11 protein-coding genes are annotated in these 11343 nt (G+C 37.1%); 4 read left to right on the top strand and 7 right to left on the bottom strand.

Annotated elements, in window-relative coordinates; genetic code table 11:
- Positions 1–48 precede the first annotated feature (48 nt).
- The 4 genes from yajC to carA all read right to left on the bottom strand — a co-directional run bounded on the left by yajC (position 49) and on the right by carA (position 2751).
- Positions 49–405 (bottom strand): preprotein translocase subunit YajC, encoded by a 357-nt coding sequence (gene yajC, locus DNJ77_RS07490; RefSeq protein ID WP_116964376.1) that lies wholly within the window; start codon positions 403–405, stop codon positions 49–51.
- A gap of 188 nt (positions 406–593) precedes the next feature.
- Entirely contained in the window at positions 594–1163 is a 570-nt protein-coding gene (gene pgsA / locus DNJ77_RS07485) for a CDP-diacylglycerol--glycerol-3-phosphate 3-phosphatidyltransferase (RefSeq protein ID WP_116964375.1), read from the bottom strand.
- A 65-nt stretch (positions 1164–1228) separates the two neighbouring features.
- On the bottom strand, positions 1229–1687 hold the full coding sequence (gene dut / locus DNJ77_RS07480) for a dUTP diphosphatase (protein WP_116964374.1): 459 nt from the start codon (positions 1685–1687) through the stop codon (positions 1229–1231).
- Between the two features lie 11 nt (positions 1688–1698).
- Positions 1699–2751, bottom strand: coding sequence for a glutamine-hydrolyzing carbamoyl-phosphate synthase small subunit (gene carA, locus DNJ77_RS07475; RefSeq protein ID WP_116964373.1), 1053 nt, complete (start codon positions 2749–2751; stop codon positions 1699–1701).
- Between the two features lie 368 nt (positions 2752–3119).
- Here carA and priA point away from each other — a divergent pair, with 368 nt between their 5' ends.
- Complete coding sequence (gene priA / locus DNJ77_RS07470) at positions 3120–5294, top strand: replication restart helicase PriA (RefSeq protein ID WP_116964372.1); 2175 nt, start codon at positions 3120–3122, stop codon at positions 5292–5294.
- 343 nt (positions 5295–5637) lie between these two features.
- Here the strand turns inward: priA and DNJ77_RS09955 are convergent, their stop codons facing one another.
- On the bottom strand, positions 5638–5784 hold the full coding sequence (locus DNJ77_RS09955; protein WP_157966643.1) for a hypothetical protein: 147 nt from the start codon (positions 5782–5784) through the stop codon (positions 5638–5640).
- 120 nt (positions 5785–5904) lie between these two features.
- Entirely contained in the window at positions 5905–7086 is a 1182-nt protein-coding gene (locus DNJ77_RS07465; RefSeq protein ID WP_116964371.1) for a YihY family inner membrane protein, read from the bottom strand.
- Positions 7087–7097: 11 nt separating this feature from the next.
- On the opposite strand from DNJ77_RS07465, the gene wrbA reads away from it, so the two are divergent.
- From wrbA to feoB, 3 genes are all read left to right on the top strand, one after another.
- Positions 7098–7682, top strand: coding sequence for an NAD(P)H:quinone oxidoreductase (gene wrbA, locus DNJ77_RS07460; protein ID WP_116964370.1), 585 nt, complete (start codon positions 7098–7100; stop codon positions 7680–7682).
- Between the two features lie 80 nt (positions 7683–7762).
- Positions 7763–7984: a FeoA domain-containing protein gene (locus DNJ77_RS07455; protein WP_116964369.1), complete on the top strand. Its 222-nt coding sequence runs from the start codon at positions 7763–7765 to the stop codon at positions 7982–7984.
- Positions 7981–10296: a Fe(2+) transporter permease subunit FeoB gene (gene feoB, locus DNJ77_RS07450; RefSeq protein ID WP_116964368.1), complete on the top strand. Its 2316-nt coding sequence runs from the start codon at positions 7981–7983 to the stop codon at positions 10294–10296. Before DNJ77_RS07455 ends, feoB begins: the two co-directional genes overlap by 4 nt.
- A 22-nt stretch (positions 10297–10318) precedes the next feature.
- On the opposite strand, the gene DNJ77_RS07445 is transcribed toward feoB, so the two are convergent.
- Complete coding sequence (locus DNJ77_RS07445; RefSeq protein WP_157966642.1) at positions 10319–10825, bottom strand: hypothetical protein; 507 nt, start codon at positions 10823–10825, stop codon at positions 10319–10321.
- Positions 10826–11343 lie beyond the last annotated feature (518 nt).

Below are 11343 nucleotides of genomic sequence, written 5' to 3'. Positions count from 1 at the left end.
TAATACCTTATTGATTATATGCTTGAGTTGTATAGAAGGTAGCAAAAATTAATTCGTTTTAACGGCACCTTTTGGTAAAATGCCTGAAACAGCATTTTTCTGTAGTTTGACTACTACATTTTCTGCAATTTCAACTTCAGTATAATTTTCGCCCACCTTAACAATTTTGCCCAGAATACCTCCTGTTGTCATGACCTCATCACCTTTAGTCAGTTCAGAAATCATTTTACGTTGCTCTTTATTTCGCTTCATCTGTGGACGAATTAACAAAAAATAAAAGATAGCAAAAAATGCAACCAACATTAAAATAGAGCTCATCGCACCGCTACCTGTTGCAGCTACACCTTCAGCAAATGCAGTGCTTGTTAATAATAAGGTCGATAGAATCACAACTAATCTCTTCATTTATTGTCTCCTGTTATATCTAAAATTCTGGCTTATTTCAAAACCCAACTAATGTACATGACAGGTGGTACTTTGACAACAACTGTCTGCTGTAAATGCAGCATCCTCATTAAAAAATGAGTGATCTCTAGCAACTTTTATGGAAATTGACCCTATCTCAAATAGCTATTTCTTATTCGATTAACTATTTATGACTTGTTTAAATCAGCCTTTACAGCCTTATAAGCTGCTGACAAATATAACCACATCGAATAAACCGTTAGAATGACTGCAATATAGAGCAGCACAAAACCGCTAATTACCCACAAATTAGTAAGATCCTTTGGTTTAAGCAACAAAAGAAAGATCGCCACCATTTGTGCAGCTGTTTTCACCTTGCCAACAAAAGAAACTTTTACCACAGCACGTTGTCCAATTTCTGCCATCCATTCACGCAAGGCAGAAACAATAATTTCACGACAAATAATGATAATTGCAGGAAGCGCCACCCATGGGTACGGATATAAAGCAATTAAAAGCCCAAGAGCTGTTGCAACCATAAGCTTATCAGCAACAGGATCCAAAAAGGCTCCAAGCTTCGTCGTTTGCTCAAAATAACGCGCTAAAAAACCATCCAACCAATCAGTTATAGCCGCAAGTAGAAATATAGTTGCGCTCACACCATGATGATGTGGAAACGGTACATAGAAGGCAACCACTAATACAGGTATCAATAAAATCCGCAACATGGTTAAAATATTAGGGACTGTCCAAATCATCTTATTACAACCATTTTTCCTAACACTTTGTTAGTGTAGCATTGGCTTATAAGTGCAACAAGCCTTTACTTTACACCTGTATGCCCAAAACCACCAATGTTGCGCTCACTCTCGCTATTAAATTCATTAACCGCTACAAAATTAACCTGCACCACCGGAACAATGATCAATTGTGCAAATCGCATCAAGGGCTCGATAATGATATCTTCATTTGAGCGGTTCCAGCAAGATACCATCAACTCTCCTTGATAATCCGAATCAATGAGTCCGATAGAGTTACCTAAAACAAGTCCCTTTTTATGCCCTAAACCTGAGCGTGGGAGTATCATACCTGCTAGCGATGGATCCGCAATATGAATTGCAATACCGGTAGACACAAGCTCACACGCATTAGGTTTAAGAATAAGCACCTTATCAATTGCAGCATGCAAATCTACTGCTGCTGCTCCAGTTGTACCATATTTAGGTAATGTCGAAAAAATTTCAGGCTTTAATAACTTTAACTCTATTGTTGGAATACGCATTTATATTTTCCTTATAGCTGATCAATAAAACGATCAAACAACCATACTGTATCAACAGGACCAGGTCCTGCCTCTGGATGAAACTGTACTGATGAATATGGCAAGGTTTTATGTTTAATGCCTTGAATAGTATGATCATTTAAATTTCTAAACCATACCTCCCAATCATTTGGGATGGTTTTCTCATCAACGGCAAAACCATGATTTTGAGAAGTCAAATAGCTTCGATTCGTCCCCTCTAATAGGCAAGGATGATTTTGAGCACGATGACCAAATTTTAACTTATAGGTTTTAGCACCTATTGCAATCCCCATAATTTGTGAACCAAGACAAATACCAAAAATTGGCTTTTGTGGGCACTTTGCCATTGCTATTTTCAAGAAGTTTGCTGTTTGCTGGCAACGAGCAGGATCACCTGGACCATTCGAAATAAATATACCATCATAAGGTTCCTTCGTATAATCATAATCATATGGCACTCGTTTTAAAGTTACCCCTGAATATGAACAAAGGTAACGCCAAATATTGGCTTTCATCCCGCAATCTACTACAATAACCTTTTTCTGACCATCACCATAGACAACAGACTCCTTAATTGTGACCTCAGCAACTAAGTCTAAATCGCTAATATCTGGATAGCTTATGGGCATATTATCGCCCACAACAATAGCTCCTGCAACCACACCGTGCTGGCGTAAGACTTTGGTGAGCGCTCTCGTATCGACATCTGCAATAATGGGAGTGTTGTATTTTTCACACCACTCCTTCAAGGAGTGCTCACCTTGCACACGTGCATAAAATGGTGCCAATTCTGACACAATAATCCCGGCAGCATGAATTTGATCTGATTCCCAATGATCCTGGTTTTCAACACCATAATTACCAATCATAGGGTATGTAAAGCAAACTATTTGCCCCTTATAAGATGGATCGGTCAATACTTCTGTATAACCTACCATTCCAGTATTGAACACAATTTCGCCAAAATTAATACCTTTGACCCAATCTGGAACCTTACCTTCGAATACATCTCCTGTCTGTAAAACCAATTTTGCTGGAATCATGAAAAAACGCCTTGATTGAAGTTGACCTATTCTATGGGAAGCATCCTCAGATTGCAAATAAGCAAAAGGATATTTTAAAGTTAGAAAGCATTTTTAGAATCACCTCATTAAAATTTTACTCTAAGTATCTAATCAAGAGTATTCCTATCACAATTTTTAAAGCAGCATCCTTGTAGAAATAGCATACTTATTGTAGTTGGAATTTTCATTATTTTGTATTACTGTAGCACTCTAAAGTTCAAGCCTGGAGTAATTTATGACATTAAAGCAACACATAGTAACAGGGATTTATGATGGTCAAACAAATAATGTAGTTCATCGTAAGATTACAGAAAAAAAGTGATCAACCTTCGTAAAGCAGTATTACAATGATAATCGTTCGAATACTGGTGCAAGGACCTTTTGAGGATGGACTGGACTATCTTTACCCTTTTTCTCATCCCGTGCTTTATACACGTGTTTTAGTTCCTTTAGGAAAGCGCAAGCTTATTGGTATTATTAGCCAAATCAATCCTGACTGTGCCGTTACTAAGGATAAGCTAAAGCAAGTGATCAAAGTGCTTGATTGTAACGCCATCGTTTCTAATCGTACCATCGTGCTCATTAATTGGCTTTCAACCTATTACCAATGCTCACTCTATCAGGCATTAAAATTGGCAATTCCTAAGCTTCTACTACAAAAAGAACAAGCCTTTTACTCTGAAGTAATTGAATATAGATTAGCGAATTCTAATATTAAACTTGCCAAAAATGCACACAAACAAAATCAGTTAATTGAATTACTCAAGCAACGTCAAGTTCTCAACCATAGTGAACTCATTAAATTGGGAGTTCTGCCACAAACACTAAAAGCTTTACTAAATAAAAGCGCCATTCAGAAATACGTGTATCCATATAATCCGTTTTATAACACACAACGACAAACGTATCCTAAAACACTAACAACAGAACAACAAAAAATAGTCTCAACAATTTCTACTCGTTTAGATTATTTCAATACAATACTATTATATGGTGTAACTGGTAGTGGAAAAACGGAAATATACATTGAAACAATCAAACCTATTGTAGAAAAAGGTGGGCAAGTTTTGATTCTTGTTCCTGAAATCAATCTCACACCACAAACGCTTAATCGCTTTCAAAACAGATTGACTCAACCAATGGCTGTTATTCATTCACAACTAACAGATCAAGCACGGTTAGATGTTTGGCTTCATGCAAAGGAAGGGAACATTAATATAATTATTGCCACCAGAATTGGGCTGTTTTTTGATTTGCCTAAGCTTAAAATGATTATTGTAGATGAAGAACATGATGCATCCTACAAACAGCAGAACATACCCAATTATCATGCGCGAGACGTTGCAATTATGAAAGCACAAAAGTTCAATGTTCCAATACTCTTGGGTAGTGGTACACCCTCTCTGGAAAGCTATCATCATGCCATTTCTAATAAATATCATTTGATTTCTCTTAAAAAACGAGCACTTAATCAAACACAAAATACGATACACATCATTAATATGCAAAAACAACAAACTGTCTTAGGTTTAAGCCAAGTATTGATCGATAAAATACAACAAGTAATTGCTAAAGGTGAACAGGCATTGCTGTTTATTAATCGGCGTGGATTTGCACATAGCCTTATTTGCCAAGCATGTGGTTGGTGTGCAAACTGTAACCACTGCCAAAAACCTTATACCTTGCACAAAAAACCCCAACACTTAGCCTGTCATTTTTGTGGAAAGGCAAAAGAAATCATTACTGAATGCCCAAATTGTAAATCACATAATTTAATTGATTTTGGTAATGGTACCGAAAAGCTAGAAGACCAGCTTATGGATATTTTCCCTTATGCCAACGTTGCTCGCTTAGATCGCAGCTCAACACAAAGAAAAGGTGAGCTTGAAGCACAATTAAACAATATCAAAAGTAACCATATCGATATTATTGTTGGCACGCAAATGATCACCAAAGGACACGACTTTCAGCATGTCACACTGGTTGGAGTTATCAATGCTGATGCTGGGTTTTATAGTCAAGATTTCCACGCTATTGAAAAAACTGCGCAATTAATTACGCAAGTGGCAGGAAGAACAGGGCGTGGTAATAAAAGTGGAGAAGTTTATATCCAAACTTATCAACCAGATAACTCAATTTTGCATTTGATTTTACAAAAACACTATGAGCAATTCTTGCACCATGCACTTGAAACACGTAAACTTTTAAACTACCCACCCTTTTCCTATCAAGCATACATCTACGCACAAGCCACAAAAACTGAAATGTGTACTTATGCTTTGCAAAAACTCTATCACAGCTTATCTCACTATAACCTGCACTATCAATTTAAATGTGACATTTCTCCTGTTTTGCCAGCCATTAATATCAAACAAGCAGGTTATTATCGATTTATGTTGATGCTCACAGCAAAAAACCGCTCAACTTTGCAAAAACTCCTTAAATCCATTAAACATGAAATTGCAACTACACGAAAAAAAGTAAAAATCACAGTTGATATCGATCCGATCGAAATTAAATAAAGTCAATAATGGGTTACTTGAGTATCATACTAATGATTTGTTGCACACTACTTAATTTACCTTCTAGCTTTTCATCTAGATCTAAGAAATAACCTAAATTTGGGTAAAGGGCATAAACTGTCTCTTTCGCCAAATCACATTAAGCACTATAAATACCCCCAACTGTCAAGATAGTTGAGAGTATTATACTTACTCATCCAGCTTTACGGATAGCTTAATATTTCCAGCATCCACAGCTTCCTTCTAAACACCAAATAGCACATGCTTATGGCAACAATAACGATATGCTGCCCATAGAACGATCAACTGAAAAATAATGGCAACAGCTAACACCCATATTAGGTCAATTAAACCAGAAGATTAACATTTCAGCAGCCGCAGGACCAATAAGCCAAGTTGGCTCATCTCTGGTCACAATTCGCTCAAGATTATCAAAAGTATGAGCGACCACCTTTGGGATGATGAAATCTGGAAGGAGAATAACTGACAATTACCTGACTTCCTTTTGATGGCGAATCCTTATTGCAGTCAATGAAATACCCAGTGATTTTTCTGCCAGTGTCTACAAAAAAGTTAACCGATTATTTTGACCAAACTGTATCTTATTTAGTCAAATAACCAAGTTAATTAGCGCTAAATCCATCTGTTTGTGCATGCCTGCCTTAAGCGAGCTTAGCTCAATATTTTCATCCTTACTAAGACTCAGAAAACATGCCAGGTTTTGATAGAGCACATTGAGCTTTTCCGTGGCAAGATCACAGCTTAACACATACTTTTGCTCTTGGGTAATACAGACATAGTGGTGTTTTACCAGTAGCGCTAGCAGCTCATCCAATGCGTTTAAATCAACATCTAAGCCAATTTTAATCAACTCATTTTTACTCACAGCCCGTTTGCTTTTTTGCTGTTCATAAAGCACTTTTAAAATTTTGATCGAAAGCTCAAAACGCATGGCTTTTCCTTGTCCGCGCAAGACTGGCTCAAGACTTAACATGCGAACAACGATCGCACCAAGTAACAATAACTGCCAGGAAATGGCAACCCAAAGGATAAACAACGGAATGATCGCCAGGGCACCATACAGCATCTCATAGGTCGGCAAATTCAGCGCGTACCAAGCAAATGCTTTTTTAGCCAGATCAAACACAAGCGCCATCAACAAGCCGCCTAATATGGCGTGCTTAAGCTTCACACGCGTGAAGGGCACAACCTGATAGATAAACGTAAATGCGATTAAATTAAAGACAAATGGCAAAATCTGCAAAAAATTCACAAACCTGCTCACACCATCATTAAGCCAATGCCATGACAGCAAATATGAACTCAAACCTAAACTTGCACCAACCAGTAACGGTCCCAAACTCAACACCGCCCAATATAATAAAAAAGCTTGGGATAAGGGGCGCTCTTTTTTGACCTGCCAGATGTCGTTGAGTACTTTTTCCAGTGAACGCATCATCATAATACTGATAAAGAACAATACCACCACAGCAGTAATTGGAAGCCCTGCACGATTTTGCATGAACATTTTTAAATATTCATTCACTACTTCACCTGAACTTGGCAGCATGTTTTGTAAAATAAACTGCTGAAAGTCACCCTGCATACTCTTAAAGACAGGTAACATACTTAAAATAGAAATTGACACCATTAACAATGGCACCAAGGCAAATAGACTCGTTAATGCTAAGACCGATGCTTTGGCAAGGCAATTTTGTTGCATATATGCTTTAAACACCCATACCCAGAAACTTAAAAATCGCTTACTATAGTGGCATATTAACTTTGCCATAAGGATCCTTTATGCAGAACATTTTAATTCTTTATTATAGTCAGGGCGGCTCTACAAAAGCAATGGCACATAAGATCGCTCAAGGTGTTGAACTAACGGGTTTAGAAGCAAAACTTAGAACAGTGCCAAATATCTCTAGCAACTGTGAAAAAACAGAGCCTGATATTCCCAAAGAAGGTGCAATTTACGTCACTAAAGAAGACCTTATCAACTGTTCAGGTATTATTTTAGGTAGCCCTACACGCTTTGGAAACATGGCAGCCCCCCTTAAATATTTTATTGATAGCACGACTGATTTATGGTTTAAAGGGACACTCATCAATAAACCTGCCGCTGTCTTCACATCTACCGCTAGCTTACATGGAGGACAAGAAACTACCTTGTTATCAATGATGTTACCACTTTTGCATCACGGTGCGATAATCGTTGGCATTCCTTATAGCGAACCCTCACTCCAAAATACCCAAACAGGGGGGACTCCTTATGGTTTAAGTCATTACGATGGGATCAATTCAAATAACTCGCTTTCAAATGATGAAATCATCCTAGCCAAGGCACTTGGCAAGCGAGTTGCAGACATTGCAAAACTTAAATGATAATGCTTATCAATTGAGTTGACTCAAACTCAACTGATAGCTATAATGCCAAGCTACTTGCTAACCAATTCACGATAATTATGACTATTAAAACCAAGCAGGCTTATAAAATCCTAGGATTTAACGACAACTGCCCTCGTAACTACATGCAAAAATTACTCTCACTTGGTTTTATTCCAGGGGGTAGCTTTTATATTGCTAAAAAAGCACTGTTTGGTAACCCTTACCACATTACCATAAAAAACTTTTCGGTTTCACTTCGCAAATCAGAAATTTTATTCATGCAGGTTGAAAAAATATGAAATATGCAATCATAGGTAATCCCAATTGTGGTAAAACGACTCTTTTTAATGCTTTAACTGGGCTTAAACAAAAAGTAGGTAACTGGAGTGGTGTTACCGTCGATAGAAAGGTTGGTTATATTGAATCTGATAATCAACGCCTTGAAATCGTTGATCTACCTGGCATTTATACACTAACCACAAGCGATCAATCTTCAATTGATGAACAAATTGCATCACGCTTTATCGTCGAAGATAAGCCAGATGCAATTATCAACGTCATTGACGCATCAAATTTAGAGAGAAATCTCTATCTGACCATGCAATTAATCGAGACAGAAATTCCTGTTATCTTAGCAATTAATATGATAGATGTTGCAAATAAAAAAGGAATTGTCATAAATTATCAAAAGCTTCAAGAAACGTTAGGTTGTATGGTTGTTCCAGTCATTGGTCGTAAAAAAGTAGGAATTGATGAGCTAAAAAGTGCGTTATTTCAAACACACTCATCGTCTTGTTATACATTGGAACAGTATTACCCAAACGAAATAAATGCTTTAACCAATACTTTGACTGAGCTTACTCACGATTATCCCAATTTATGGCTTGCTACATCGTTAGCAGAAGATAACTACCTGTTAAAAACACTATTTGACGGTATAACTTACGAGCGCTTACAACAATTAAAAGCATACTTTAAACTTGATCAGAAAACTGACATCGCTTTATCTACTGCACGCTATAAGGCAATTGAAAACGTCATCAAAAAAGTCTGTAAAACTCAAGCAATTACACCCCATAAAACCACTGAACTGATTGATAAAGTATGTATGAATAAATATCTTGGTATCCCAATATTCTTATTTGTAATGTACTTAATGTTTGAGTTTTCGATCACTATTGGTGGTGCCTTACAACCTTTATTCGATAATACATCAAATATAATTTTTATTGAAGGCATGACCCATTTAAGTTTATACCTTGGCTTACCTTTATGGCTTGTTGCAGTAATTGCACAAGGGATAGGCTTAGGTATTAATACCGTCTTAACCTTTATTCCACAAATTGGTTGCATGTTTTTATTTTTATCCTTTTTAGAAGACTCTGGTTACATGGCGCGTGCTGCTTATGTCATGGATAGATTCATGCAAGCGATTGGACTACCAGGGAAGGCTTTTGTGCCCTTGATTGTTGGGTTTGGCTGTAATGTGCCATCGGTAATGGCTGCACGAACACTTGAAACACGTCGTGATAGATTAATGACAATCATGATGGCACCCTTTATGTCCTGTGGTGCACGCTTAGCGATTTTTGCAGTATTCGCCGCAGCGTTCTTTCCGCATAATAGTGCCTTTATTATATTTAGTCTCTACATCGCTGGAATTATTGGTGCTATTGTTACAGGCTATGTTGTGAAATTTGCATTGTTAACCGGTCAAAGTACCCCCTTTGTTATGGAATTACCTGTCTATCATCTACCTAACCTTAAAACCATTTGCTTCAATAGCTGGGATCGCTTAAAACGTTTTATTTTTCGTGCAGGGAAGGTGATTATCCCGATTTGTGTATTAGTGGGAACGCTCAATAGTATTGAAACAAACGGTCAAGTTATAGCAGGAGGGTCTCCACAATCTATACTTGCTGAAACTGGACGTGCTATTACACCAATTCTGAAACCAATGGGAGTGTCTGAAGAAAACTGGCAAGCAACTGTAGGCTTACTTACAGGAACCTTGGCCAAAGAAGTTGTTGTTGGCACATTAAATACTCTTTATACTCAGGAAAAACCTCAGAGTCTTGCCGCCACAGCTGATGAAACATTTGACCTTTTGGAAGGTCTTGCTGTATCTTGGTACGACACTGTTGATAGTTTCAAAAACATGAACATTGGTGCTTTTATTAATCCATTCTCAGCTAATGAAAGTGATGCTAATATGGATAAAACAGCGATGGGTTCAATGATTATTGCTTTTGGTTCTCTGGCTGCCGCATTTTCTTATATGTTATTTGTTCTACTTTATGTTCCTTGCGCTTCAGTGATTGGTGCTATGGCACGTGAAGCTACACGTGGTTGGGCAGTAATATCTGTTATCTGGAGCACCTCAATTGCTTATACAGCTGCTGTTATCTCCTATCAATTAGCACAATTGACCATAGCCCCCTTGCACGCATTGAGCTGGATACTTGCAGTTATTATTTATATGGCAATGTTAGTTATTATAATGAAGCGTTTGTCACAAAAGCTATGCTTTAAACTAGAGCTCAATCAAACATGTTTAAAAGACTGTGGAACGACTGCTAAAGTTTCAAAAGTTACTTCAAATTGCCATTAAAATATATTGCAACACGATAATATTAGAAAGAAATAGCAGCTCCTGTGATTAAATCATCTAAACTTTGCAGTGGTCCCAATGGGCGAATCTCATCAATATAGGCTTTACGTTTAGGCTCACCTGACCATAGCTTATAGACGACAAGCTCATCTTGAATAATAAATACTGCTTGAAACCCCCAGCCTTCTTTCATTGTTTCTCGACGAAAACTCGTTAAATCAAGAAAGACATTACCAATACGTTTTTCATAGTCGTAATCGACATTGACAACGTATGCCTGGCAATGCTTAAACATGCTTAAACATTTGGCAACAGGAGCAGGAATATTCTTACCTGTACTCAAAGGGTCAAAACGAATACGTGTATCTAAGTAATTTTCAATCTTAACATTATTGGCCGCGTATGGATCAAAACCCATATTTTTTAACTCATTTACACTTGTTTTATTTGGAGTGACTTTATCGTAAACCTGTTGAATACTATCAAAAGATGACCACTGGTCATTACGCTCAATCTTTTTGGATGGCAAAAGAAAGCTGCATCCACTCAAAAATGTTGCAAGTGCAAAAACTGTGAGGCCCATTTGCCTGTTCATTGCAACTGTCCTTATGCTTTTCTTATACTTGTATAGTTAAAGTATAGTTCAAGCTCATTAAATATACAGCAATTCCAAAATATCTCCAAACCATATATAGGAAGAGTTTTATTGAAAGTAATTAAATTGCTTACTATCAAGAGTTTTTGCACCCTATCCTATAGTAAGTTTTTTACATATCCTTATGAAACAATTTATAGTTATTAGCTTATATTATCTGTACATTATCAATATATTATATTGCATTTTAAAAATCTTCGTCTAAGTTTCTAATTAACTATCACTTAAGCTTATGAACAAATCATTCACTGGAGTAACGCTATGAATAATCATACTAATAAAAAAAGGAACCTTCTTGTAAAAGCTTTACCTTTTGCGATTGGAGCTTTACTAATAACAGGCTGTAGCATTACCCCTACAGCTGTAGAGAATGAAGCTCAATTGAACAACAC

It is taken from the genome of Fastidiosibacter lacustris, from assembly GCF_003428155.1.
Lineage (GTDB): Bacteria > Pseudomonadota > Gammaproteobacteria > Francisellales > Francisellaceae > Caedibacter > Caedibacter lacustris.
The sequence above is the reverse complement of the archived record's forward strand: the minus strand, read 5'-3'. Positions and strand labels throughout refer to the sequence as shown.

Excerpts from the sequence above, each read along its gene's own strand:
- dut (WP_116964374.1), bottom strand. The coding sequence starts at position 1,687 with ATGCGTATTCCAACAATAGAGTTAAAGTTATTAAAGCCTGAAATTTTT.
- priA (WP_116964372.1), top strand. The coding sequence starts at position 3,120 with ATGATAATCGTTCGAATACTGGTGCAAGGACCTTTTGAGGATGGACTG.
- wrbA (WP_116964370.1), top strand. The coding sequence starts at position 7,098 with ATGCAGAACATTTTAATTCTTTATTATAGTCAGGGCGGCTCTACAAAA.
- feoB (WP_116964368.1), top strand. The coding sequence starts at position 7,981 with ATGAAATATGCAATCATAGGTAATCCCAATTGTGGTAAAACGACTCTT.
- DNJ77_RS07455 (WP_116964369.1), top strand. The coding sequence starts at position 7,763 with ATGACTATTAAAACCAAGCAGGCTTATAAAATCCTAGGATTTAACGAC.
- carA (WP_116964373.1), bottom strand. The coding sequence starts at position 2,751 with ATGATTCCAGCAAAATTGGTTTTACAGACAGGAGATGTATTCGAAGGT.
- pgsA (WP_116964375.1), bottom strand. The coding sequence starts at position 1,163 with ATGATTTGGACAGTCCCTAATATTTTAACCATGTTGCGGATTTTATTG.
- yajC (WP_116964376.1), bottom strand. The coding sequence starts at position 405 with ATGAAGAGATTAGTTGTGATTCTATCGACCTTATTATTAACAAGCACT.
- DNJ77_RS07465 (WP_116964371.1), bottom strand. The coding sequence starts at position 7,086 with ATGGCAAAGTTAATATGCCACTATAGTAAGCGATTTTTAAGTTTCTGG.